We start from the raw sequence: 25,333 nt of genomic DNA on the forward strand, positions 1-25,333 counted from the left end.
CGGGTCAGTTCGCCACCGCCCCGATGGGCGGCCCGGTCGGGATCTTGAGATTAGCGAGAAAAGCCTCTACCGCAGGGGTTCGAGCCAGGTGGCTCCAGACGAGGTACTCCACGCGGGCCGGCGCATCGGCCACCGCAACGGTGCTCACGCCGCTGAGCCGTGGCACGTAGGCGGAGGGGAGCATGGCGACGCCCAGACCCGCGGCGACGAGCTCAGCCATCAGGTCGGCGGCGGTCACCTCGAACGCGACGTCGCGGACAAGGTTGGCGGCCGCGAACGCCTGATCGGTCTGGGCCCGCCCCGCGCTCCCGGCCGGAAAGTCGACGAAGACCTCGGCAGCGAGCCGGTGGAGATCGACTGTCGGTTCGCACGCGAGCGGATGATCGGGAGCGATCACGGCGACGAGCCGGTCCCGGGCGAGTTCGTGAACGTCAACGCCCTTCGGTGGAACCCCTCCCGGCAGTCCCACGAACGCGATGTCGATGACGCCCTGCTTGATGTGCCCCACGAGTTCGTCACTCCCGCCGACACGCAGTCTCACGCGCACGTGTGGGTACCGCTCCCGGAACGCGCGGAGCGTGGCCGGAATGTCGACGGCCGCAACCGTGGGGATCAGACCCACAGTCACTCGTCCCCGCACCTCCCCCACCGCCGCCGCGACCTCTGCGGCCGCGCGCTCGGCGGCGTCCAGGCACTGGCGGGCGGCGGGGAGGAACGCCACCCCCGCCGGGGTCAGCCGGACCCGGCGGCTGGTCCGCTCGAAGAGCCTCGCGCCGAGTTCCCGTTCCAGGCGCGCAATTTGGTGACTCAACGCGGACTGGACGACCAGGCACCGTTCGGCGGCCCGGGTGAAACTGCTCGTCTCGGCGACGGCGAGAACGTAGCGCAGCTGATGGAACTCCATTGATCCATCTTCCCTGTCGATCGATCAGATGACAAACATATGTTGGAGTCATCGATAAGCACGTGACCAGAATTTCCCCATGACAAGTTCCGGAGCGGAGAGGCTCCTCCGCGGAGCTGGCGGCGGCACGTTGCCCAGCAACCTGCCGCGCACTGCCCTGACCGCGCTCGCCCCGCTGGCCTGGGGCACCACCTACGTCGTCACCACCGAGCTTCTTCCGCCCAACCACCCGCTGTTCGCGGGACTCCTGCGCGCGTTGCCCGCCGGTCTGGTGGCGCTGGCGGTCACCCGCACACTGCCCAAAGGGGCGTGGTGGGGAAAAGCGGGCGCGCTCGGCGTACTGAACATCGGACTCTTCTTCCCGCTACTCTTCGTCGCGGCCGAGCGGCTACCGGGGGGCGTCGCGGCGACCCTCGGCGCGGTGCAGCCGCTCATCGTCGCCGTCATGGCCACGGCGGTCCTACAGGAGCGGCTCTCCGTCTGGCGTGCCGTCTGGGGCGCGACCGGGGTGTTGGGCGTCGGCCTCGTGGTGATCGGGCCAGATGCCGCGCTCGACCTGGTGGGGATCGTGGCCGGCCTCGTCGGCGCGGCCACGATGGCGCTCGGGGTGACGCTCACCAGGCGCTGGGGACGTCCCGCCGGGGTGAGCCCGATGGCCTTCGCCGGCTGGCAGCTCAGCGCGGGCGGTCTCTTCCTGACGCCCATCACCTTCCTCGTCGAAGGGTCGCCACCAGTGATCGATCCGCCCGCCATACTCGGCTACCTCTGGCTGGGCCTGGTCGGCGGCCTGGCCGCGTATGTCCTGTGGTTCCGGGGCGTCACCACGCTGCCCGTGACCGCCGTCGCGGTTCTCGGTCTACTCTCGCCCCTGGTCGCCGCGCTGCTCGGCGCCATCCTGCTCGATCAGACGCTCGGCCCAATCCAGCTTTGCGGGCTCGGGCTCTCGCTCGCCGCAATCGTCGCGGGACAGCTCCCCACTCCAGCGGGCCCGCCCCAGACGGGCGTGCTGGTTGGACCGGACGGGGCAGCTCGATGAAGATCGCCCCAGTCGGAGCCGCGGAAACTGGTCGAGGGTGAGTTGCCGCCGACGGCTCGTCGCAGGCCCGTGCTGGCACCCGTCGCGTTCCGTACGTGGGCGATTCGCAACGCCTACGGTGGTGCCCAGCGTGCGTCACTCGTGGCTTTCGGTGTCATTGACGTGGATGTCGAGGAGTGCGAGGAATGCCTTCGCCGCGGGCGTGAGCTCGGCCCGGCTCCAAATGACGTGCTCGACGCGGGTCGGCGCGTCCGTGACCTGAATGGTGGTCACGCCGGTGAGCTGCGGCGCGTAGGCGGCCGGGAGCATCGCCACGGCAAGTCCCTGCTCGACCAACCGCGACGTGAGGTAGGCGTTGGTCACCTCGAAGGCGACGTCGCGGCTGAGACCGGCGGAGGCGAATGCCTGATCGGACTGGATTCGCCCGGCGGTCTTGGCCGGCAGGTCGACGAAAACCTCGGTAGAGAGCCGACGCAGGCTGACCGCTGACTCTGCGGCGAGGGGATGGTCCGGGGCGACTACGGCGACGAGCCGGTCGCGGGCGAGCTCTCGGGCGTTGACGCCTTCGGGTCGCGCGGTGGTGGGGAGGCCGAGAAAGGCCGCCTCGACGCTGCCCTGCTTGACCTGCTCGATGAGTTCTTCGCTCGCACCCGCACGAAGGTTGATGCGTACGGAGGGGTACCGCTGACGGAATTCTCGCAGGACGCCGGGAAGGTCGACTGCGGCGACGGTGGAGATCAGGCCGATCACGAGCCGTCCGCGTACCTCACCGACGGCCCCCGCGACCTCGGCGGAAGCCCGCTCTGCGGCGTCCACGCACTGACGGGCGGCGGGTAGGAACGCGGCGCCGGCTTGGGTCAACCGGACACGTCGGCTGGTGCGCTCGAAGAGCTTCGCGCCCAGTTCCCGTTCCAGGCGCGCGATCTGGTGACTGAGCGCGGACTGCACCACCAGGCAACGCTCGGCGGCCCGGGTGAAGCTGCTCGTCTCGGCGACCGCGATCACGTAGCGCATCTGCTGTAGCTCCACGGACTCATCTTCTTTCACGATCGATGAGGTGACAAGCATGTATTGGACTCATTGATCGATTCGGGTGAAGCTTCGAACAGAACCGGCACGCACGCCCGTTGTCCCCTCACGACAAGAAAGAAGACATGCCCACAATCGATGAGCACCCGTACTCGACCCTGAGGTCATGGCTGGGTGTCGCTGTCATCACCGCCAGCCTGTTCACCTTCGTCACCACCGAACTGATGCCCGTCGGCCTGCTCACCCCGGTGAGCGCGAACCTGGATGTGTCCGCGGGCGTCGCCGGATTGATGGTCACGCTGTACGGCATCTCCGCCGGTCTCGGCGTGCCGTTCATCGTCGCGTGGACCAGACGCATCAACCGGCGCATCCTGCTGTCCGTACTCCTGGCGATCCTGGCTCTGGGTAACCTGCTCACCGCCGCCGCACCGAACTTCGCCCTGGTCCTCACCACCCGGCTCGTCATGGGATTCGCCAATGGCGTCTTCTGGGCCATCGGTGTGAGCATGGCGATGCGCCTCGTACCTGGACGTCTCGCCCCCCGAGCCTCGGCGGTCGCGCTGTCCGGCATCTCGATCGCCGCCGTGGTGGGTATTCCACTCGGCACCTTCCTGGAAAGCCTCACCAACTGGCGAGCCACATTCCTCATCTGGGCCGGCCTCAGCGCGCTGATGTTCCTCGCGGTCACCGTGGCCATTCCCTCGCTGCCCTCGCAGAACGCCGTCCCGGTCCGAGATGTCTTCCGACTCCCGATCCAGTACCCGCAGCTGCGCCTGGTGATGGTCGCCGTGACGCTCTACGTGCTCGGCCACTTCGGCGCGTACACCTACATCCGGCCCTTCGCGGAGGAACAGGCGTCGGCGTCGGCCGCCTTCATCACCGTGTTGCTCGTGATCTACGGCGTCGGCGGTACGGCCGGCAACTTCATCGCCGGCCACACGGTGACCAAGAACCTCTGGGTCAGCTTCGTCCTGGCCTGTGCAGGACTCGTGACGGCGATGACGCTGCTGCTCACCATCGGGCACACACGGCCCGGCCTGATCCTCGCCGTTGCCCTCTGGGGAGCGTCCTTCGGCGCCGCGAACCTGTGCCAGATCAACCTGATGCTCGGCGCCGCACCCGGGAAGTTCGAGGCAGCCATGTCCATCAACACCATGGGCTACAACACGTCCATCGCGCTGGGCGCGCTGTTCGGTGGATGGTTCGCCGACAGTCTTGGCGTCAACAGCGCCCTCTGGTTCGGTGTGGCGCTGACGGCCGCCGCGTTGCTCGTCACCGTCGCCATACGTCGGACGACCACTGCGACGGTCTCCGAGGACGAGGTGGCCACCGCCGGGTGACCCGTTGACCGGCAGAAGGGCGAGCCCGCCCTGACCAGCGGAGCTGCCGCCCGGCAGAGGAGGCCGGGCGGCAGCCGCGTGGTGTCAGTGCGATGCCACCACGCGTGCGTTCATCGTCGCGGCCGCGACGATCGCGGCCACCAGGAAGACCGCTCCGCCGAGCAGTAGCCCGTCGACGTACCCGCTGGTCAGCGCGTCCGGGAGGGCGGTGCCCGAGGGCTGGGCGGCGGTCACTGTGGCGGCCACGCCGCTGAGCAGCGCAAGGCCGAGTGCGCCGCCGATCTGTTGACTGGTGTTGACCACGCCAGAGGCGATGCCGGTGTCCTGCGGGGCCACCCCGTTGATCGCGACCACTGTGGTGGCCACGAAGGTAAGTCCCAGTCCGAAGCCGGCGACCAGCTGAGCTGGCAGCAGCGCGGTAAGGGCGTTCGACGTCGGGCTCAGCGCCCCGAACCAGCCCATGCCGATGGCCGCCAGCACCAGGCCGCTCACCGTCAGGGCGCGGGCCGTCAGCCGGGACAGCAACTGGGGACCGACGCCGCCAGCAGCCACCGCGATGCCGACGGTGAACGGCAGGTAGGCCAGGCCGGTCCGCATCGGAGGGTAGCCCTTGACCACCTGCATATAGAGAGTGAGGAAATAGAACAGGGCAAACATGCCGCCGCCCACCAGGAACATGGTCACGTACGCGCCGGTCCGTGCCCGGTCGCTGAGGATCCGGCCGGGCAGCATGGGCGCCGCTGCGGAGCGCTGGACGAGGACGAACGCGATCAGCAGGACCGCGGCAGCGATCAAAAAGCCCAGGGTGACGGTGTCACGCCAGCCGTGAAGGGCCGCGTGGTTGATGGCGAACACCAGTGCGGCGAGCCCGGCGGTGGCGGTGGCGGCACCGGAGAGGTCCGCCCGACCGCGCTCGCGCTCTCCTCGTGGCAGCACCGACGTGCCGAGCAGCACGAGCACGGCGATGGGCACGTTGACGAACAGGACCCACCGCCAGCTGACGTACTGGGTGAGGGCGCCGCCGAGCAGGAGGCCGACCACCGAGCCCAGGCCGCCCATCGCCCCGTAGACACCCAGCGCCTTGTTCCGTGCCGGCCCGGCCGGGAACGTCGTGGCCAGCAGCGACAGCGCGGTCGGCGCCGCGATGGCGGCGCCGACGCCCTGCAGCACCCGGGCGGCGATGAGGACGGTGCCGGACCAGGCGAAGCCACCCAGCAGTGAGGCGACGGTGAACAGGACCAGGCCGATCCGGAAGACCCGCCGTCGACCGAACAGGTCACCGGCTCGGCCACCGGCTAGCAGGAGACCGCCGAAGGCGAGCGCGTACGCGGTGATCACCCAGTTGAGGTCGGCGGTGGCCATCCCCAGTGCCCGCTGGATGCTCGGCAGGGCCACGTTCGTAATGGTGTTGTCCAGCACGAGCATCAGCTGGGCGGCCGCGATGACCAGCAGTGCGAGGCCGAGTCGTGGTGGTGGGCCCGTTTCCGGCTCCACCGCCAGCGAGGCCTTCGATTCTTCGTAGACAGGCATTGATTTTCTCCAGAGTCGGCGTTTGCGGATCAGCGAATGCGGGGGTTCCAGGGGCGGAGGTCGAGGTACCCGGCCCGCCACTCGGTGGCGTACGCCCTCTTGATCTCCTCCGGCATGCGGCCGAGGATGGCGGAGACGGTCTCCGGCGATGCCCCCTGGAGCAGCCAGGGCAGGTAACGCGCGGAGTCCGCGCCGACACGGTTCCGGTGGTCCTGACCGAACGCCGCCCACTGCCCCGGGGTGAGCACCGACTCGACGAGGCGCAGGCCCTCGTCCTCCTCGTGCCGCAGGTGCCCGGCGACGCTCAGATAGAGGGCGTCGACCACGTCGCCGAGGCGCTGCGGCCCGGACTCCCGATCGGCGATGGCGGCGTCCACGGCGTCGAGCAGCGGATCGATTGCCGCGTGTTCCGCCTCCATGGCGTCGAGCAGTGCCCTGTCCGGCTGGTCGGCCAGCCGGGTCTCCATCGGGCCCCAGACCGCGACGTCCTCGGAGGTGTGGTGCACCCGGAGGAACGACTTGAAAATCTCCCAGCCGACCGCCGCACGCAGGATCTGCCGTGGATCGTCGTCGGTGGTGGCGGAGACCCGGGCCAGCTGGGCCAGGTCTCGGCGCAGGGCGTCGTGCACCGCGAACATCATGGTCATGTCGAGGGTGTGGGTGGCCTCACTCATGGTTCGTCACCTCGCGATCAGTTAATTCATTGGTTGACCAAACGTTAGGACGACCAACGGTATCAAATCGTAGGTGCCACCAACAGACTGGTAGGATGGGTCCGTGGATCCATCCGTCCAGGACGAGACGCCGGCCCGACTCAGCAGCCTCACCAGCTGGTTGATGACGCAGACCGCCGCTCACGCGGGGCGGCTGGTCGCGGACGGGTTCGCCCGGGCCGGCGCGCGGGGCTACCACTACCGGGTACTGGCCTCACTGGACGAGTTTGGTCCGGCCAGCCAGGCCGCGCTGGGGCGGCGAAGCGGCATCCACGTCAGCGACATCGTGGCGACGATCAACGAGCTGGCGCAGACCGGGCTGGTGGAGCGCATGCCTGACCAGGCCGACCGGCGGCGCAACGTCATCACCGTCACGCCGGCCGGCCGCCAGCGGCTGCACTGGCTCGACGAGCAGATCCTCGACATCCAGAACGATCTGCTTGCGCCATTGTCCGAAGACGAGCGCGCGGAGCTGCGGCGGCTGCTCGGTCGACTGCTGAGCCACCACCGGGCTGAAGCCAAGCAGGAGCCCTGAGCGCAACCCATCGGTCCGGGCGGTCCTCGGACGGCGCGAGCGCACGTCGCCGTTCTGCCGCGAGCGAACCCGCTTGTCTTGTTGGGGCCCGCTGCGGAGGATCGGTGGATGGATCTCCTCACCGCGGAACGGCAACTTCAGGCCGCCCAGCGCGCCGCTGACGTCGAGTCCCTCGACGCGCTACTGCACCCGCAGGTCGTGGGTGCCGGACCGGACGGCACGGTCTTTACGAAGGAAGACGACCTGGCCGGCTACCGCTCCGGTGCACTGCGGATCACCAGCCTGGTGGAGGAGTCACTCGACATCCAGGAAGACGGCCAGACCGGGGTGACTCGCATGGTCGCTGCGGTGGATGCCGTCCAGAGCGGTGCCGCCGTGTCCGCGCGGTTGCGATACACCCGACTCTGGGTGCGTGAGGACGACCACTGGCGGGTGCTGGCCGCCACCTTCGTCCCGGTCCAGTGAGTCCGTCCACGAAGGACGAGAATGGAATGCACGACCGCGGTGGCGAGGCGTGGTCACCAGCGCAGTTGAACGACCGGGCACTGGGCGCATGCCGGATGGCACGCGCCCAGCCCCAGTCAACGTCTCAGAACGGGTGCTGAGAGACCGCCATCAGGGCTTTGTCAGCAGCTCGAACAAGCTCGAGAACCCCTGAGCGCCGAAGCCGTCAGCGATCCGGCGGTTCATCAGGTCCCTGACCTCTCGCATCCGCACGGCTTCCACGCCAATGGACTCCCGATGGCTGATCATGTCGTCCATCAGGGCGGCCTGGACGTTGAGCGGGCCGAGATCCGGCGGGTACTCGCCGGCCTTGACCGCGTTGCCGATCGAGGTCAACAGCGGGGGCAGCGCGGCGACGGAGCTGGCGGCACGCTCGGCGAACTCCGCTACGTCGACTCCTTCTGCCTGCACCAGCCTCAGGGTGTGCAGGAACCCGATGAGGATCTCGTAGCCCATCGCGACCTGCGCCATGAACTCAACGGCGGCCAAGCCGGCTTCTTCCCCGTGGTAGGTGACGGTGCCCAACTCCCCCAGCGTCGACCCGTACGCATCGATGGCCGTGCGGGGACCACTGAACGACAACATGACGTGCGGCGTACCGACGTCTGCCGGATCTCCCATGATCTTGCCATCGAGGTAGGTGGCCCCGCGATCTCTCGCCCAGCGATCGTTGGCCCGTGCCTGGTGGGGAGAGCCACTGGTCAGGTTCACCAAGACCTTGCCCGCGACTGCGGCGTCCACGGAGGCGAGCACCTCGTCGACCGCCGCGCCGTCGAGCAGACACACCACGACGAGCGGGCTGGCGGCCGCGGCCTCCGCGGCGCTCGCGGCAGCCGTGGCGCCAGAGTCGACCATCGGCAGGGCCTTGCTCACGGTCCGGTTCCAGACCGTCGTACGGTGTCTGCGATCGATGAACGTCTTGGCGATCGCCGAGCCCATCTCGCCGAGACCGAGCACGGTCACCCGGCTGGCCTGTTCGGTCGGATCCGCGGTGGTTGCTGACAGCATGATTTTCTCGTTTCTACTCGGTGATTCGATGCGTCAGGTGGCTCCTACCCGAGGTGGCTCTCCGCGCGGACGGCGGCTGTCAGGCGGGTGAGGCGTGCGCCCTGGAAGCGGGCCGTCTCGAGGACGGCTCTGGCGTACTCCGGATCTCGGCCGGCGCGGCTCTCCACGAGGCTGACGCCGTACGGGTTCCCGCCGGCGGCGTGCGTGGTGTCGTAGTTCAGGTAGCCCGTGGGCAGGATGACCGCCCCCCAATGGTGGAACGTCTGGTACAGGCTGAGCAGGGTCGACTCTTGGCCGCCGTGCTCCTCGTAACTGGCAGTGAAGCCGGTCGCCGGTTTGTCGGCCAGTTCCTCTGCCTGCCAGGGGGCGGTCGTGGTGTCGATGAATTGGCGCAGTTGAGAGCAGACGTTGCCAAAACGTGTCGGTGTGCCGAAGGCGTACCCGTCCGCCCACCGCAGGTCGTCCAGGGTGGCGAGCGCAACATCGGCGGTGGCGTCGAGGTGGGCACGCCACTGCGGCCTGGCATCGACGACCTGATCCGGTGCCAACTCCGCCACCCGGCGCAAGCGGACCTCCGCGCCGGCGTCGGCCGCTCCGTCCCTGAATGCCTGCGCGAGCCTGTGCACAGTGCCGGTGGCGGAGTAGTAGATGACGGCGATCCTGGCAGCGGTCTGCACGGTTACCTCCTGGGTCGGCTCGGTTCTCGGTCAACCGTGCCGAGCAGGCTTACCGTTCGCTGACCATCCCCTTACCGATGCCGTTGAAATCCTCTTTGTCCAAGTCGAGCTGTGCGCCGTGGCTCATCTCGGCAGCGAGCTCCTCGCTGCTCAGCGCCGTGCGGAGGCGAGAGGTGATGCGCTGGATGTCATGCTGCTCACCGGGGGGCAACGGCGCTCCGGCGCCCGCGCGAAGCGTGCGGGCCGTGCCGAGCAACCGTACGGCGAGGCGATGGTCACCGCCGAGGCTGGTCGCCCCGGCCAGGCCCTCAAGGGCCAGGGCGACAGCCCTGGGATCCCCGGTGGCGTGCGCCGCCCCGAGCGACTCGCGGTGGTGGCGCTCGGCGAGGACCGCATCGCCGCGGTGCTCCGCGATGAATCCCAACTCGGCAAGCGCAAGCGCGCAGCCGGGCAGGTAGCCGGCGTGCCGGTTCCAGTCGAGTAGGTCCCGCTGCTGGGTCTCGGCGGCGTCGAGGTCACCCCGGCGGCGAGCGATCATCGCCAGGCCCGTCCCGGCGAAGGCGGCGGCGGACCGGCTCGACTGTTCCCGCGCGACCTGTAGCGCGCGGTCGTGGCAGGCGGCCGCCTCGTCGAGGTCGCCGCGCAACAGGGCGATCCGTCCGATGCACGCCAGCTGCCGGGACACCGACGTCCACAGCCGCAGATGTTCGGCGATGCGCAACGCCTCCCGGTACCGCATGGCTGCGCTGTCGTAGTCGCCGTTGATCTCGGCCAGGGTGCCCAACAGGCTCGTCGGATGCACCTGCCCCCAGCAGTCGCCGAGTTGCACGAACAGCGTCCGGCTGGTCTCGCAGTCACGCTGCACACCGGGCAGGTCGCTGCGGTGTACGAGCGCGAGGTCCGCCCGAGTGGCGCAGGCGGCAGCGATGCCCCACTGGTCGCCGTTGGCGCGGAACGTCGTCAGCGCCGCGTCGACCAGGGCGGCAGCCTCAGCCGGATCTCCGGAACCGAGCATCATGGAGGCGAACAACCACTGCGCGAACGCCTTCTCCGGCCCGTCGGCGTCCTGGTGGCAGTCGAGGATCCGTTGCCGGGGAGCGTTCGGGTCACCGTCACGGGTGGCCAGGGCGGTCAGCCACATATCCGCACGTCGCCGCAGGGCGTCCGATGCGACGTCGTCCGCACTTTTCGCGACGATGTCCAACGCCGTTCGCAGCGACCGGCGCATCTCTCCGAGCCGACCTCGGAGCAGCCGGTACCAGGCCAACGAGGTCGCGAGCGCCAGGCCCACGCGAGGCTGACCGTCGGTGGCGGCGACGTCGAGTGCCGCCCGCAGGTTGGCGTTCTCGGCGTCGAGTTCCCGCAGCGCGCGACTCTGGTCATGACCCCGCAGCCGCCCTGCGGCCTGCTCGGCGAGACGGACGAAACACGCGGCGTGACGGCGACGGGTCGCCGGGAGTTCGCCGGCACTGTCGAGCTGTTCGAGACCGTAGGCAGCCACCGTCTCCGGGAGCCGATAGCGTCGTGGACTCTCGCCGTGGCGCGTCAGGACCAGCGATCGGTCGATCAGTCGTGCCAGCGCATCGAGGACCTCGTCGGACGCCACTTGTCCGCCCGCGCACACCTGCTCGGCGGTAGCCAGGGTGGCACCGTCGGCGAAGACCGCCAGCCGGCTCAGCACCGTCCGTTCGCAGGGCGACAGCAACTCCCAACTCCAGTCAATCATGGCGCGAAGCCCCTGCTGACGAGGAGGCGCGGTACGCCGACCGGATGACAGCAGTCGGAAGCGATCGTCGAGCCGTGCCGCCAACTCGCCCGGGTCGAGAACGGGCAGTCGGGACGCGGCCAGTTCCAACGCCAGCGGTACGCCATCGAGACGCCGGCAGATGGTGGCGATCGTGTCCGTGTTCCGCTGATCGACGATGAAGCCCGGCTCGACGGCGCGGGCACGGATCTCGAAGAGTTGAACCGCGGGGGCCCGGGCGATCTGTTCCGCGGTCGCTCCCGGCTCCGGCAGCTCCAGCGGCGGCACCGGCAAGACGACCTCGCCCGGAATCCCGAGCGGTTCACGGCTCGTCGCCAGGATGCGCAGGTCGGCCGCAGCTCCGAGAAGACTCTCGGTCAGTTCAGCGATGGGAGTCACCACGTGGTCGCAGTTGTCGAGCAGCAGCAGCATCCGCCGGTCCCGGAGTGCGGCGAGCAGCCGATCCAACGGCTCACCTGGCCGATCACCGGGCAGACCGGCCGGGGCATCGTCGCGGATCTCAAGAGTCGCCGCCACCACGTCGAGAACTTCGGTAGAGGTCGCTTCGCCGTCGCAGTGCGGCTGGCCCGCCAGCTCGACGAGCCACACTCCGGCGGGGAACGTGTCGGCCAGCAGACGAGCGGCCTCGAGCGCCAACCTGCTCTTACCCACCCCACCCATTCCGGTGAGGGTCACCAGCCGCCCGTCCGTCAGCCGCTCCCGAACCGCCTCGACGGCCTCGTCACGCCCGATCAATCCGCCGTACGGACCAGGTGACAGAGGCGCCGGCAGGTTGGTTCGCACCGGAGACGACGGCGGTGCCGGTGGCTGCAGCGCGCGGTCCTGGCGCAGGATCGCCCGATGCAGGTCGGCCAACTCCTGACCGGGATCGATGCCGAGTTCATCACGCATCTGCCGACGGAACTGCTCGTAGGCGGACAGGGCTTCACGCTGGCGTCCCGAGCCGTACAGGGCGCGCAGGTGCGCGGCCCGTAGCCGCTCGCGCCACGGGTGACGGGTGACCAGGTCGGCCAGCTCACCGGCGAGCAGGTGATGCTCACCGAGATCGAGCCGGGCCTCGGCCAACTCCTCCAACGCGGCCAGGCGCTGGTCGTCGAGCCGCTCGACCGCCTGACGGACGAATCGCTCGTCACCAAAGTCGGCGTACGGGGAGCCACGCCACAGCGACAGGGCCTCCGCCAGCTCCGCGGCCCGGCCAACTGGCTCCCGCTGCGCCCGCGAACGCGCCAACAGAGCCGCGAAGCGGCCAGCGTCGACCGATTCCGGCGAAATACGCAGCCGGTAGCCGGCATCACCGGACTCGACAAGCGCACGGCCACCCGCCTCACCCGACTCCAGCGCGCGACGCAACTGCGACACCTTGGCCTGGAGCGCACCGAGCGGGTTGCCCGGCGCCCGGTCACCCCAGAGATCCTCGATGAGCCGGTCGGAGGACACCGGATGCCCCTCATGGACCAACAGATCAGCCAGGAGAGCCCGAACCTTCAGGCCGGGTACGGCGACCGGTCCGCCGTCGGGCGTCCACACCGCGATCTCGCCCAGCACCCCGAACCTCACCGCTTCACACTAGTGCTGTGACCACTAACGTTCACCGGGTTGTCGGTGGTGTTGTGGTTCCTCGCCCAGACGTTGTCGGAGCGAGCGACTCCCCACCGGTAGTGGGGCGGGCCTCAGCCGGCCAATCGACCCTGACACCGCTGGTGGGCGGCGTGGGTCACGCCGGGACAGCCCGGCACCGGGAAGGTGTCGGCCTGCTCGACGGTGCGTGATGTCCGCACCCATGTCGGGTGCGGTGGTGGTGACGCCGCCCGGGGTCCGGGTGGCGATGATGAACGCCGCGGCAACATCGCGATGCCCGACGAACCCGCAACTCCTGCACATCATGGTCCGCCCGTGGGGCTTGACCACTCTGCGCCGGCACACCGGGCAGGTCGACGACGTACCCCGCTCATCGACCAGATACACGGCGATCCCGGCCAGCTCCGCCTTGTCCTTCAGGACCGCGATCGCCCGGCCGAGTTGCCACTGCCGCAACCGCAGGTTGTGCCGCCGACCCGCCGGAAGATCGAGGACACCACGCGGGTCACCGACGGTCAGGGTCCCGACCCGGTGCTGCACTGCCCAGCCGATCACGGTCTTCGCGGCCTCGTGCCCGGCCTGCCGTACCCGACGCCGATGCCGCCCCTGGATCAGCCGAGCCCGCCGGCGGGTCTTGCGCCACCGCCGCGAACCCCGCTGGCCCCTCGTCGGCGCACGGGCGGCGGTCGCCCGGCGGCGGCCTTTCGGGTCGGCCAGGTGCTGACGGTGCTCGGCGCGGATCGCCCGCCCGGACACCAGCAACATCTGCCCGTCACCGGTTGCCACCGCGTACGGGTGAATGATGCCCAGGTCGACCCCGGCGACCCGCCCCCGCTGCGGCTCCTGACCCGCAGGGTAGGTCGCGACCGGAAGCTCCGCGGTGACCTCGACCCACAACCGCTCCTGATCGAACACCAGCGTCACTGACCGCACCGCATCATGGGGGTAGGGAACCGCCCGGTCCAGGCGCACCACCAGCGGCGGGCTCCCGGCCGCAGTCGGCAACCGCAGCCGCCGTTCACTCAGACCGAACGTGCCGTGATACCAGCGGACCGGCATCAACGACCGTCGCCGCCGCGGATACCGCACCTCACCATGCCCCGCCCTGCGGCAGGCGGCAGCGCTGAACCACGCATCAGAATAGCGACGCAACACCGACCGGGCGCCGGTCGAGTCGAGCTCACCGAACGTGCCCGGACCAGACGCGGCGAGCAGTCGACACAACTCCTGATAGGTCGCGACCGGCCGATCGTGACGACGATGCCGCCAGCTGTTGTATTCCAATACACACGCCCAAAGATCCCCGGCCGCGCGGAGCAGGCCGAAGCAGCGTTGCCGCTGTGCCCGGGTCAGACGCAGGCCGACCCGGGCGGTGCGATGCACCACCCGCGGCGCTCCTGAATCCCTACGTCTGGGCATACCCGAGGCCAACCACGAGGGTCTGACACAACCCGGCCAAACGTTAGTGGACACAGCACTAGCCAGTCGGCTGTTCCGCCCGCGAAACGTCGATCGACAGCCGGCCCGCTCACCGGGACGTGGCGTCGACGCCACGGAGGCGAACGTCAGTTGACGAGCAGTCGGCGGTAAGCGAACCCGGCGAGGCTGAACCGAGCCGACACCGGAGGAATGACATGGATTACCTACAGCGACACCGAACCGCCAACGGTCACGGGCAGGTCGCACCACGGCGGGTGGCCACGCCCTGGCTGGCCCTGCTGGCCGGTCCGCTGTCGTACGGGATCGCCGCGCCGGCCCTGCTGCTCGACGAGCTGGCACGCGCGACGGGCACCGGGGAACGGGCCGCGGCGGCCGGCGTGACCGCCTTCGGCTGGGGGATCGCGTTGGGTACGCCACTGCTGGCGGCGCTACTGGCCCGCCGCGGCGTACGGACGGCCCTGACCGCCTCGGCCGCGCTGCTGGCCGCGGGGACGATCCTCCTCGTGCTGGTGCCGACACTGCCGGCGTTGGTGGCCGGCGCGGCGGTGCAGGCACTGGGGTCCGCCGGCCTCAGCGTGACGGCCATGAAACTGGCTGATTCGCCTCGGCGGATGGGGGTGGTCGCCGCGTCGCTGGCGGTCGTGGGGGCCACCGGTCCGCTGACCGGCGCACTGGTGGCCGAACTCCTTTCGTGGCAGGCGGTGCTGGCGTTGCCGCTGCTGGCGGTGGCCGCCGTGCCTGCTGCCCGCCGCGACGCCACACCGCCGGACGCGGTGCCGGCGTCGTTCGATCCGCTCGGCATGGCTCTCCTTGCCATGCTGGTCACCGCGGCAGTTCTCACTCCGCACCGTCCGCTGGTGGCCGGCCCGGTCACCGTCGCGCTGCTGGCGTTGCTCGTGGTCCGGACGAACGTTCGCCCCGATGGCTTTCTGCCCGCCGCAGTGGCGCGTAACGGCCGGTTCCTCACGGCGTGCGTGCTGGTCTTCACCGTGGGCCTGGTGAACTTCACCCTGCTCTACGCCGCCCCGGATCTGCTGCGAGAGCACGCGGGCTGGGACAGCACGCGGAGCGGAGTCGTGCTGCTGGTGCCGTACCTGCTCGGCGGTCTCTGCTCGGGTTTCCTGATCGCGGCGTCGGTGCGGGTGCCCCACCGCGTGACGGCCGCCGCGTTGCTCGGCGGAGCCGTCGCCGCGCCGGTGCTGGCTGCGGTCGCCTCGGCAGTACCGCTACTGCTGGTGGCAATGGCACTCGCGTCCCTTGTCGCCGCGACCGGCCAGGGCGTACTCGCCCTGCGAGCGACCGGCGTCGTGCCCGGCTCTCACAAGGCCGAAGCCCTGGGCCTGTTCAACCTTGCCTATCTGCTCAGTGTCGCGTTCGGTCCAGCGATCGCCGTGACGCTCTCGCATCAGGCCGGCTGAGATCCCGCCGCGTTCCGGCGCGGTGCCGGCAGGCCGCCACCGCGAAGACCGGCTGCTGCCGAGCCTCCGCTGCCATGGGCGCCGTCCTCGGTTCCCCCATCAGGCGTCGGGGACGAGAACGATCTTGCCCGTCGTTGCCCGCGCCTGTAGGGCGGCGTGCGCCGTGGCGGCCTGCGACAGGGGGAAAGTCTGGAAGGCGGGCACCAGATTACCGGCGGCGGCCTCCGCAAGCGCGCGGGCCTCGTCAACGGCCGCGTCCTGGCCCTCCAACAGCAGGGCCAGTGCGTCGGTGAAACGCACGCCACGCTCCTTCAGCTGTGCCTCCTCGGGACGGAACTCGTCCCGGGAGGCCGCGCCGATCGTGATGTAGCGTCCACCCTCGGCCAGCAGCCCGAAGGCGGCCCGCCCCTTGTCGCCCTCGACACCGTCCAGAACGACCGTAACGCCGCGTCCGCCCAGGGCGTCGCGGACGGTGCCCGCCCAGTCCGGCAGGTTGTAGTCGACAGCGAGATTGGCGCCCAGCTCTCGCACGGCCGCCGCCTTGGCCGGTCCGCCTGCCGCGCCGATGACCGTGGCGCCCAGACGGCGGGCGAACTGGACGACCAGACGGCCGATCCCACCGGCTGCGGACGTGACCAGGACGACGTCGCCAGAGGTGAGCTCCGCGATGTCGAGCAGGCCGATTGCGGTGGTGCCGGTCACCACCATCGTCACGGCTACCTCGTACCCCAGTCCGGTTGGGATCCGGTGCAGAGACGAGACGTCGGCGACGGCGAGCTCGGCGTAGCCCCCCGGCCTGCCGTACGCGGTCACCACCTTGGCGCCAACCCAGCCCTCGTCCACGTCTGGCCCGATCGACTCGACGACGCCGGCCACCTCTGCTCCGAAAATGGCCGGCAGCCCGGGAAGCGGTGGTCCGATCTCCAGCCCTTCCCGCATCGCCGCCTCGATCTGATGGACTCCTGCGGCCCTCACCGACAGACGGACCTCACCCGGCCCCGGCACGGGATCAGGCACTATCTCATAGCGGAGGTTCTCAGCGGGCCCGAACTCGTGCAGGACGACGGCGCGCATGACCGTTCCTTTCAGTAGATCTGCAGAAGAACATCACCCTCCGACCTCTACTGCACTTGAGGTCAAGCATCTCGCGATGGGCCTCTGGGCGGGGATGCATCGGGCGACACCTCGGCCACCATGTCGACAAGGGAACCGCGTGGGCTCATCTGCCCGACCACCCGCCCGACGTCGAGTACCGCCCGGCCGGCACCGGCCCCACAACGGCCTTGCATCACTGAGAAGGTGCCGGACGCGAACCGGCGGGACGACGACCGACAGCCGGGGAACGCCCACTCAAGCCGGAAGGATCGTCGCGTGACAGAGCGGCGCGGCGACTACCGGAAAAGTAGGATTTCAAGCCCTCGGAGCCAGGGGCACCGCGCGGCCGATGCCTACCTCGTCGTCGAACCTCACCCGCGCCGGCCCGGAGCGAGCATCCGGGCCCACCCTGGTGGCACAAGTCCTCAGAACCGGTCCCGGGTACCAAGCAGGGCGTTGTGTGCGGTGCGGCACCACGGCGCGAGTTCAGCGTCGAGCGCGGTCCAGCGGGTGTCATCGACACAGAGGGCTCCGTCGACGTCAGGCAAAGCCTCAATCAGCCGCATCCGCTGGTCTTCGCCCGGGTGAATACTCCACAAGTCGGTGGTTCGGAGGAAGGGCGCGCTGCCGGCGACCCGGCGGGCGACCAGATCGGCCCTGTACTCGGCGCGGCGGCTATCGGGCATCGCCACGGTGTCGACGAGCAGCTGCGCGGTGATGAGAGGCCCGGCGCTCTTGGGCTATGGGGGCCAGCCGAGCAGTCGAGCGCCGAGTACGGCTGTCTGCAGTGTGAAGCGTTGGGTCGGCTCGCCGGGGTGGTAGCCGGTCAGGTCCCGGATGCGCTCGAGTCGGTAGGTGATCGCGCGGACGGACAGGTGCATCTGCCGGGCGGCCGCGCTGTGGTTGCCCTGGTTGTCGAAGAGCACGGACAGGGTCTCCAGGTACGGCAGGGCACCACCGCGCGCCCTCGTCAGTGGCCCGAGGACCGTGGTCACCAGGTCGGTGATGGCGTCGCGGTCACGCAGGAGAACGGGGAACACCAGCAGGTCGGCGGCATTGAGTACGGGCGTGGTGAAGCCGAGCCGGACGGCGTAGTCGAGGGTGTGGCGGGCCTCATCGAGTGACGTGGCCAGGCCATGCACCCCCGGTTGGGTGCGGCCGACGGCGATCTGCCATGTGCCCGCACCGAGTTCGGTCAGGAGCAGGCGGGCGAGCTCGGCCGCGATGCCCCGTAGCCCGCCGGCACTGATGCAGACCACGTCGCCGTCACGGAGGGTGGTGAGGGTGTTACCTTCGCCGAACCTGGAGGCCAGCGCGGCATCGATGCGGTGCGTGATGCCGGAAGTCAGGTCGGCTGCACGGGCGATGAGGACGGTATGCGTGGCCGACAGGCGGAGGCCGTAGCGGTGTGCGCGCTCGGCCAGACCGCCCGGGTCGGCACGGCCGGTGAGCAGGTCGTTGACGAACATGGCACGTTCGTTGTCGTGGCGATCCAGTTCGGCACGGTTCTGCCGGGTGTACCCGTCCACTGCGTCGCTGAGCAGGACACGGGCGGTGTCCAGCAGTGTCTCGGCGCGGGAGTGCACGGTGACGGCGGTGTCGGTCGACACGGCGGGGGTGGCGCTCCAGTGGGCAGTGGTGGCATCCAGCAGACCGGTCACAAGCTCGCGCAGCGTCAGCCCTTCATCCGCTGCGCGGGCACCCAGGTTGACCGCTGCCTGACGCCGGGCACTGGCCGCGACGTACAGCAGATCCTGGCAGTTGGCCGCCAGCCAATTGGCGTCGTTCATGGGCTGTTCCTCGTCGGCGTGCTGGTGGCGGCCGGTGAACGGCTGCCACCAGCCTCAGGTTTACACACCGATGTCGCGGCGGTCGAACACGACGACTCCGGCGACCGTGGTTGCCGCCGCGAGAAGCACGAGGGTGAGAAGCTCGGTCGGGTGCCAGCCGGTGTGCAGCGGGTCGGTGCCGATGAAGTAGTGAAATGGTGAGAGCCAGCGCACCCAGTGCCATCCGTCGATCATGCCGCCGATGGCGTTGGCCATGTAGGTGGCCACAGCGAGGCCACCGGTGACCGCGAGGACGGCGGCCCGCTTTCCGGTGGCGGCGCCAACCAGGAAGGCAGTGCCGGCGAAGCACCACACCAGGGCGACCAGGCCGACGGACGCGGCAGCGACGTTGGACAGGGCGATGTCCATGCCGATCCAGGGAACGATGATCATCAGCAGGATCCCGGGGATGGCGGCGATCCCGGTGACCGCGCTGCCGGCGGCGGCCACCCGTTGCCAGGCGAAAGCGGCACGCGATACCGGGTTCGCCAGCATCAACTCCATGCCACCGTCCTCCTCCGGCCGAGCGATCGTGCGGGCCGCCAACGTGATGGCGCACATCAGGACCAGCAATGGGCCGACCAGGCTGAAGATGGTCGCCTGCAGATAGCCGGCCGGTGAGAGCATGTCGGCGATGCCGAGGAAGTCCAGCATGCCCTGGGGCAGCGCGTCCTGCTTCAGCTCCGCGGCTCCCTGGAACTGGCTGTAGAACGAGGTGTATATGGCGGTGAAAGCGGTGACGCCGCCGGCCCAACCGATCAACGCGAGGCGGTCGTCACGCCAGGTCTTACGCACCAGCGCGGGAAGCATCGCCGGCCCCTTCCCCGTGGTAGTAGAACGACAGGAACGTCTCTTCCAGGTCCGGTTCGGCCGACAACATGTCCACCACCTGATGACGCGCCGCCGCCTTGATCAGCGGGTCGATGCGGCCGTCGACTGTGCATTTCAGCACCGGGCCGGACACCACCACGTCGCTGACTCCGGGCAGGACACTGAACTCTGCCGGGTCCACCGGGTCATCGAAGTGAATCTCGACGGCGCGGACCGCCCGCTTTCCGAGTGACTCAACCCGCTCGACCGCGGCCAACTGGCCGTCGCGCACGATGGCGACCCGGTCGGCGGCCTGCTGCACCTCGGCGACCACGTGAGAGGACATGAAGACGGTCTGGCCCGCAACGCTGGCGTCGCGGACCATGGCCAGGAACTCCTGCTGCATGAGTGGATCCAGCCCACTGGTCGGCTCATCCAGGACCAGCACCGCCGGCCGGTGCATGAACGCCTGCACCAACCCGACCTTCTGCTTGTTGCCCTTACTCATCGTCCGTACCGAACGCGAGAGGTCAAGCTCAAGTCGCTCCGCGAAATCGGTGACCTGCGTCCAGGCCACGCCGCCGCGTGCCGCGGCGAAGAAGCGCAGCAGGTCTTCCGCCTTGTCCCGCCCGGGAAACACGAGCTCGCCGGGCAGGTAGCCGATCTGACGGTGCAGTGCGGCCTTGTCCCTGCGGGGGTCGAGCCCGAGGACCGTCGCGTGTCCACGAGTGGGACGCAGGAAGTCCAACAGCAACCGGATGGTGGTGGTCTTCCCCGCTCCGTTCGGGCCGAGGAATCCCACCACCTCCCCGGCGCGAATCTCCAGGCTGAGGCCCTCGATGCCGCGGCGCCGACCGTAGAACTTGGTCAGGTCCTCGGTGAGCAGGGCGATGTCGCTCGTCATACCCACATCGTCGTCGGCATTCCTATCCGGCATCCAGGTCAGGATCCGGCTGACATCACGCTGAGACGGTTGCCGAACATCGGAAGCAGTATCCCGAGCGTCAGCCCGGGTTGCTGCCGGCCGCGAACCCGCCGGGATTGGCCTACATCAGGTGGGCTGGCAAGTCTGGTCGACAGGTCATGTCGTGCGGCTTCTGGGGGCAGCGACGGGTGCTCCGCCCTGCGCCCAATCATCTCTCCAGGCGCTGCGGGCCAGGTCAGTGAGGGGCTGCAGCGCGCGGCTGCGACGGCCTGCAGATCGATTTTGATGTGGGCGGGATGCGGGCCGCGCCGATCCGGATACCGGGCGTACGCGCGGACCACCTTGTAGCCGAAGTGCCGCTCGACTCTACTAGGCGTGATGTGACGCAGCCGGCGAGTGGAGATGCTCTGGGGCCGAGCCTCAGCCCACACCTCACCCCACCGATAGACCCTTATTCACGAAAAACCCGTTCGATACGCGTAGGCCCGCAAGGCGATCGCGAGTGATCTGAACGGCGTCGTCGATCAACGAGAGACGAGAACCTGTCTCCATCGCCACGGTAACGAGGCCCACAATGCCACACAGGAGGAATTTTGCTTCGACAGTTGGATCGACCGTTGGCGAGATGAGTCGCTTCAGCCGGGCTTCTTCGAGGTAGTCGGTGATCCTGGCATGCCACCCGGACAAGCGGCCGCCGAAACCCTTGTGGTCAGAAAACTGTTCGCCGAGTTTGATCGCCACCCGGGCCAAGGGGCTGTAGAGCACGTTTGTGGTGACGTGCTGGGCAACCCACAGGATCGCGTCAAGCGGATCGTCGGCGAGACGTCGGGAGCCCATGAAGACACCGCCCGGATACGCGAGATCCATCACGGCCGACGCCAGCGTCTGTTTGGTGGGAAAGTAGTAGGTGACCAGCGATTTCGAGGTACCGGCTAGCTCTGCGATGTGTTTGATGCTCGCTTGCTCGTACCCCGCCTCATCGAAGGCGCGAACCGCGGCTTCAAGGATTTCAGGTGCGGCGTTTTCCTCTCGGTTGTCACTCAGACTGACCTCCACCGCCCGCAGAGCGGTATGCCTCGGAAATTCACTCTCGGTGACGCTCATAAGTCTTCCGATCCTCCCCGATGGAACGAAGTGCAGGGCGAGCTTTATGCCTCCGCCGACAGCGTCGCCGTTGATGAAGGCGAATATGACGACTTTAGACCCTGGACGGTCGGTCAGGGCAACACTTCCCAGCAGGGAAGCCACCAATTAGGGCTTGACCTGCCCGGATGCACGTGAGATTGGGCTGCTGTGGCGGGAGCTGCTCTGCCGATCGCGTGCGACTCCGACGCGGGCTTCGCCGAGCAGGTCGGCGGCCAGAAGGTGGCATGGTCTATACAGGGCGCTCATGGGTGCTGCATCGCAAGCCCGCCAACGGCTGCGACCTGCCCACCTGGAAGCACGACCTCACGTCGAACACCGCGCCGTGAGAGCCGGAGTCGAACGCGCTCTGCCAGAATGAAGTGCTTCCAGAGCCCTGCGCGACCACCTACGCCCCGCCCACACATAGGCGCTGATCACCGACCTCACCCCAGGCAACGTCGTTACCTGTTGCGAGACATTCCTCAGGCGATACGGGATTGAGACATTCCCTGACCGTCCGTCCAGCAAATAGCTTCCCAACACGCGGCATCGACGCCGCAACTCGAGGAAGGGAAGCATCAATGAAGAAGCTCATGACGACCCTGGCGGCGTTCGTCGTCGCGGCAAGTGTCGTCGTCGCACCTCAGGCGGCGAACGCCGCACCCGTGGTGCCGGCCAGCAGCATCGCCAGGAGCCACGAAGCGACCACCACCACGGCCCCGACTCCTGTCGCTCCGAAATTGTTCGAGACCGGCGAGTACGACTACTTCTGCCTCGGAGCCGATGGCAGTGGTTTCTGGCTCTCGCAGGGAGAGCCCACCACCAACTGTCACGGTAGCTACCTGCTGAAGTACATCGACGGGAACCAGGTTGGGAGCTACAACCTCGCCTACGGAGGAGGAGCTGCACAGACTCCACCGTGGAACACCGGATGCGTCCTGGCGCTCGCCGGCGGGGTCGCGCTCTTCATCTTCCCGCCGACCGGAGCCGTGGCGTGGGTCGTACAGGGTGGTCTGGCTGCCGCTGGCCTTCTCACGTCGTGCGTGGTCTAGTGCTCTGACCACAGACCTGCGGTGTGTGGGTCAGGCTGCCGCTCGTACGGCCGTCTGGCCCACCGTCGTTCAGCGTTCGGAACCGTCACAACACCGAAGGATTCGACTCGCCGTAACCGAAGTGCCTGACTGGCAGGCCGGCGGTGTTCATCCTGTCCTTGCGGCTTCAAGTCCAAGCCGGCTAATAACGGTCTGCAGTTCAACGTGGACTGTAGCCGGGTTGGCGACTTCTTGGTCACGGACGAGGCGGCTGACGACCTCAGCATCGGGAGTCAGCTCTTTCGATAAGATCTGGAGACCTCTCGTGACCCGAACTTTCGCACGCCTCCTCCGCCGACCAGGCGGCGCACCATTGCGGCGCTGTGGCCGGTCATCCGAGAGGTCCCAGTTGACAACATCCCTTCAGCCCTGAACCTGCTGCAGGGAACTTCTGAAGGGCAGCCCACATCGGGGAGATACCAGGGACGCGCGCGCTCGAACCGCCACGAGGATTGGGTTGGCACGTCCGCAAGAGTCCGCTGGTGATGCCTTCGCGCCGGGCCCGTCAGCACCCTGTAGCCGGGAGGGGCCTCATTCCTTCTAGTGATTTGCGAACGGATGGGGATACTGCTCATCCTCATCCTGATGCCATCGGCCGCCGTTGCGTGGAGACAGAGCCGAGGCGGTCGCCGACATTGCTCAGATCGCCTTACACCCCACCGAATTTCTGTGGTTGGATGGAGTCTTGGCGTAGGTTACTGAGCTAGGGCACTTCACTCTGGGCGGCATTCAACACGGGCCGGCAGTCATAACCCGCGCTACTCAATTGCCGCGAGCGCAACACCAACAGTCCTCGCCTCGCCTGAGGAACATTTAGGCGAGGGCGGAACTGGGAATGCGACACCAGCGTGGCAGCACGTGGCATTATTCGTGAGCCTGCACGACTCGCCCTACCTTCGCTACCCATGCCCCACTCAGTGTGACCGCGAAGGCGAGAACAGCAAGCATCCACGCGAGCCAAGAAGGACCGTTAGGACGTACTACGGTCCATACAACGATCAAGGACCCGATCACCACTACCGCCAGGGTTACCAGGTAACCGACGCCCGCAGCGCTAGCTGGGATAGGCAGACGAGTTCCGGAGGATTTCGCCGCGATACGGCTAACCACTCCCACAAAGAGGGCTGCAGCGACGAGGAAAAGGCCTGCGACCTGCTGCGAAAAAAAGGCACTCGCCACGATCGCAGCACCCGCGATTGCCCCGGTTATCCCGTAAAACCACCATGGAGCGACACTCTGGCGGTCAGCCATATTCGACCGGGCAAGCGATTCTTGGTTTTCTGCTGAGGCCCGTCCCATAACCGCAAGTCAACACCTGGCCCCATGTCGTGTCAAGCGGGCCGAGCGGCGATCGAGTGCTGTCTCGTCGTGCCGGACCAGTGGCGTTCTAACGGTGGAGGCGGAGAGAGAGCTCCACGGAAGGGTCGCGTGGAGGCTGGCGGTTGCCCCCGATCCTGGCCTACTTCGGAGGCAGCCGGCCACACCGTCCGGGTCGGTGTCAGCTGCCAAACGTCCTTCGAATCTCCGAGCGCACCGGAGCCGTGATGAGGACGATCGCTGCCGGCATTGGGGCGGCAGGGTGGGTTTACGGCAGGAGGGCAGGGAAGCCTGGTCGGCGATGTTCGTGTCGTGCCTGGTGAAGGAGCCCCATGACTGGTAACCCCTCTCGTCCGCGCCGTTTCTTGTTCGGCCGTCGTAGCTGGCCGGAGACCCGCCGGATCGGTGACGTGTTGCGCACCGAGACCGTCGGCGGGCGCTGCTGCTGGGCGCGGCGGTGCTGGCCCTGGTCTGGGCGAACTCGGCGTGGGCGTCGGCCTATCAGGATTTGGGCGCGCTGCAGGTCGGGCCGCGCGCGCTGCACCTGGATCTGACCCTCGCGCAGTGGGCGGCCGATGGCCTGCTGGCGATCTTCTTCTTCGTCGCTGGGCTGGAACTCAAGCGTGAGTTCGTCGCCGGTGACCTGCGCGACCCCCGCCGAGCGATCATGCCGATCGCTGCGGCTCTGGGCGGCATGGCCGCACCGGCACTGATCTACACGGCGATCAACGCGGGCACCGCCCGCGGGGCGTTGTCCGGGTGGGCGGTACCGACCGCCACCGACATCGCGTTCGCGCTCGCCGTGCTCGGGGTCATCGCCACCCACCTGCCCGCTGCGCTGCGCACCTTCCTGTTGACGCTCGCCGTCGTCGACGACCTCCTCGCCATCGTCATCATCGCGGTGTTCTACACCAGTTCCCTGCACCTGCTGCCGCTGCTGGCCGCTCTGGTGCCGCTCACCGGGTTCGCGGTGCTGGTGCAACGCCGCGTGCGGTCCTGGTGGTTGCTGCTCCCGCTGGCCGCGGCCACCTGGACGCTGGTGCACGCCTCGGGTATCCACGCCACCGTTGCCGGCGTACTGCTCGGGTTCATGGTGCCGGTGCTACGCCGCGCCGACGGCCCCGGTCCTGGCTTGGCCGAGCACTTCGAACACCGGTGGCGACCACTGTCGGCCGGCGTCGCGGTGCCGGTGTTCGCGTTCTTCGCCGCCGGGGTGTCGCTGGCCGGCGCCGGCGGGCTTGGCGCGACCCTACGGGACCCGGTGACCATCGGCATCGTCGCCGGTCTGGTCCTCGGCAAGTGCGTCGGCGTGCTCGCCGCGACGTGGCTGGTGCAGCGGGCCACCCGCGCTTCCCTCGGTGACGGAGTCAGTTGGTGGGACGTGCTCGGTCTGTCGCTGCTGGCCGGCGTCGGGTTCACCGTGTCGCTGCTGATCGGCGAGCTCGCGTTCGGCGCCGGCAGCGAGAAGGACGAGCACGCCCGCATCGGCATCCTGGCCGGATCGTTGATCGCCGCGCTGCTGGCCACCGTGGTGCTGCGCATCCGCAACCGCCACTACCAGCGGCTGCGCGCGGTCGAAGAGGCCGACGCGGACGCCGACGGCGTTCCGGACATTTACCAACGGCAGGACTCCGACGCGCCGCGCTGACCGTCACCGTACTTCC

Annotated in this window: 20 protein-coding genes and 1 pseudogene; 7 read left to right on the top strand and 14 right to left on the bottom strand. The window is 68.5% G+C overall.

What is annotated here, in order from left to right; genetic code table 11:
• Nucleotides 1-4: 4 nt before the first annotated feature.
• Nucleotides 5-904 (bottom strand): LysR family transcriptional regulator, encoded by a 900-nt coding sequence (locus tag ACGF3C_RS23105; RefSeq protein WP_357231491.1) that lies wholly within the window; start codon nt 902-904, stop codon nt 5-7.
• 79 nt (nt 905-983) lie between these two features.
• Between ACGF3C_RS23105 and ACGF3C_RS23110 the strand changes: the two genes are divergently transcribed.
• Nucleotides 984-1,940, top strand: a complete 957-nt coding sequence (locus ACGF3C_RS23110) for an EamA family transporter (protein ID WP_357231494.1) — start codon at nt 984-986, stop codon at nt 1,938-1,940.
• 135 nt (nt 1,941-2,075) lie between these two features.
• Here ACGF3C_RS23110 and ACGF3C_RS23115 read toward each other — a convergent pair whose 3' ends face one another.
• On the bottom strand, nt 2,076-2,969 hold the full coding sequence (locus ACGF3C_RS23115; RefSeq protein WP_357231497.1) for a LysR substrate-binding domain-containing protein: 894 nt from the start codon (nt 2,967-2,969) through the stop codon (nt 2,076-2,078).
• Nucleotides 2,970-3,094: 125 nt separating this feature from the next.
• Between ACGF3C_RS23115 and ACGF3C_RS23120 the strand changes: the two genes are divergently transcribed.
• On the top strand, nt 3,095-4,309 hold the full coding sequence (locus ACGF3C_RS23120) for an MFS transporter (protein WP_393225044.1): 1,215 nt from the start codon (nt 3,095-3,097) through the stop codon (nt 4,307-4,309).
• A gap of 84 nt (nt 4,310-4,393) precedes the next feature.
• Here ACGF3C_RS23120 and ACGF3C_RS23125 read toward each other — a convergent pair whose 3' ends face one another.
• Together ACGF3C_RS23125 and ACGF3C_RS23130 are read right to left on the bottom strand one after the other, a co-directional pair.
• The gene (locus ACGF3C_RS23125) at nt 4,394-5,839 is read right to left on the bottom strand and encodes an MFS transporter (protein ID WP_393225047.1); all 1,446 of its coding nucleotides are present in this window, start codon (nt 5,837-5,839) and stop codon (nt 4,394-4,396) included.
• A 29-nt stretch (nt 5,840-5,868) separates the two neighbouring features.
• Complete coding sequence (locus tag ACGF3C_RS23130; RefSeq protein ID WP_393225050.1) at nt 5,869-6,513, bottom strand: hemerythrin domain-containing protein; 645 nt, start codon at nt 6,511-6,513, stop codon at nt 5,869-5,871.
• A 103-nt stretch (nt 6,514-6,616) separates the two neighbouring features.
• On the opposite strand from ACGF3C_RS23130, the gene ACGF3C_RS23135 reads away from it, so the two are divergent.
• Nucleotides 6,617-7,087, top strand: a complete 471-nt coding sequence (locus ACGF3C_RS23135) for a MarR family transcriptional regulator (RefSeq protein ID WP_357229286.1) — start codon at nt 6,617-6,619, stop codon at nt 7,085-7,087.
• Nucleotides 7,088-7,195: 108 nt separating this feature from the next.
• Complete coding sequence (locus tag ACGF3C_RS23140) at nt 7,196-7,552, top strand: nuclear transport factor 2 family protein (protein ID WP_357229289.1); 357 nt, start codon at nt 7,196-7,198, stop codon at nt 7,550-7,552.
• Nucleotides 7,553-7,702: 150 nt separating this feature from the next.
• On the opposite strand, the gene ACGF3C_RS23145 is transcribed toward ACGF3C_RS23140, so the two are convergent.
• From ACGF3C_RS23145 to ACGF3C_RS23160, 4 genes are all read right to left on the bottom strand, one after another.
• Nucleotides 7,703-8,554 (bottom strand): NAD(P)-dependent oxidoreductase, encoded by an 852-nt coding sequence (locus ACGF3C_RS23145; protein WP_393225054.1) that lies wholly within the window; start codon nt 8,552-8,554, stop codon nt 7,703-7,705.
• Nucleotides 8,555-8,643: 89 nt separating this feature from the next.
• On the bottom strand, nt 8,644-9,276 hold the full coding sequence (gene wrbA / locus ACGF3C_RS23150; protein ID WP_393225057.1) for an NAD(P)H:quinone oxidoreductase: 633 nt from the start codon (nt 9,274-9,276) through the stop codon (nt 8,644-8,646).
• A gap of 49 nt (nt 9,277-9,325) precedes the next feature.
• Entirely contained in the window at nt 9,326-12,598 is a 3,273-nt protein-coding gene (locus ACGF3C_RS23155; RefSeq protein ID WP_393225060.1) for a BTAD domain-containing putative transcriptional regulator, read from the bottom strand.
• Between the two features lie 24 nt (nt 12,599-12,622).
• The gene (locus ACGF3C_RS23160; RefSeq protein ID WP_393225062.1) at nt 12,623-14,005 is read right to left on the bottom strand and encodes an RNA-guided endonuclease InsQ/TnpB family protein; all 1,383 of its coding nucleotides are present in this window, start codon (nt 14,003-14,005) and stop codon (nt 12,623-12,625) included.
• Between the two features lie 248 nt (nt 14,006-14,253).
• Between ACGF3C_RS23160 and ACGF3C_RS23165 the strand changes: the two genes are divergently transcribed.
• Nucleotides 14,254-15,477, top strand: a complete 1,224-nt coding sequence (locus ACGF3C_RS23165; RefSeq protein WP_393225065.1) for an MFS transporter — start codon at nt 14,254-14,256, stop codon at nt 15,475-15,477.
• A 99-nt stretch (nt 15,478-15,576) separates the two neighbouring features.
• Here ACGF3C_RS23165 and ACGF3C_RS23170 read toward each other — a convergent pair whose 3' ends face one another.
• From ACGF3C_RS23170 to ACGF3C_RS23195, 6 genes are all read right to left on the bottom strand, one after another.
• Nucleotides 15,577-16,551 carry a zinc-binding dehydrogenase gene (locus ACGF3C_RS23170; RefSeq protein ID WP_393225068.1) on the bottom strand — a complete coding sequence of 325 codons (975 nt, stop codon included), beginning with the start codon at nt 16,549-16,551 and terminating at the stop codon, nt 15,577-15,579.
• Between the two features lie 446 nt (nt 16,552-16,997).
• Nucleotides 16,998-17,264 carry a hypothetical protein gene (locus ACGF3C_RS23175; protein ID WP_393225071.1) on the bottom strand — a complete coding sequence of 89 codons (267 nt, stop codon included), beginning with the start codon at nt 17,262-17,264 and terminating at the stop codon, nt 16,998-17,000.
• Nucleotides 17,265-17,312: 48 nt separating this feature from the next.
• Nucleotides 17,313-18,362, bottom strand: coding sequence for a PucR family transcriptional regulator (locus ACGF3C_RS23180; RefSeq protein WP_393225074.1), 1,050 nt, complete (start codon nt 18,360-18,362; stop codon nt 17,313-17,315).
• A gap of 60 nt (nt 18,363-18,422) precedes the next feature.
• Complete coding sequence (locus ACGF3C_RS23185) at nt 18,423-19,211, bottom strand: ABC transporter permease subunit (RefSeq protein WP_357229352.1); 789 nt, start codon at nt 19,209-19,211, stop codon at nt 18,423-18,425.
• Complete coding sequence (locus ACGF3C_RS23190) at nt 19,189-20,115, bottom strand: ABC transporter ATP-binding protein (RefSeq protein WP_393225077.1); 927 nt, start codon at nt 20,113-20,115, stop codon at nt 19,189-19,191. Before ACGF3C_RS23190 ends, ACGF3C_RS23185 begins: the two co-directional genes overlap by 23 nt.
• A 453-nt stretch (nt 20,116-20,568) precedes the next feature.
• Complete coding sequence (locus ACGF3C_RS23195; protein ID WP_357229357.1) at nt 20,569-21,384, bottom strand: TetR/AcrR family transcriptional regulator; 816 nt, start codon at nt 21,382-21,384, stop codon at nt 20,569-20,571.
• A 458-nt stretch (nt 21,385-21,842) separates the two neighbouring features.
• Between ACGF3C_RS23195 and ACGF3C_RS23200 the strand changes: the two genes are divergently transcribed.
• Both ACGF3C_RS23200 and nhaA read left to right on the top strand, forming a co-directional pair.
• Nucleotides 21,843-22,313, top strand: coding sequence for a hypothetical protein (locus ACGF3C_RS23200; protein ID WP_357229360.1), 471 nt, complete (start codon nt 21,843-21,845; stop codon nt 22,311-22,313).
• A gap of 1,688 nt (nt 22,314-24,001) precedes the next feature.
• Nucleotides 24,002-25,317 (top strand): annotated as a pseudogene (nhaA, locus tag ACGF3C_RS23205) (Na+/H+ antiporter NhaA).
• Nucleotides 25,318-25,333 lie beyond the last annotated feature (16 nt).

This window comes from Micromonospora sp. NPDC047762 (genome assembly GCF_043204655.1).
Taxonomy (GTDB): Bacteria; Actinomycetota; Actinomycetes; order Mycobacteriales; family Micromonosporaceae; genus Micromonospora.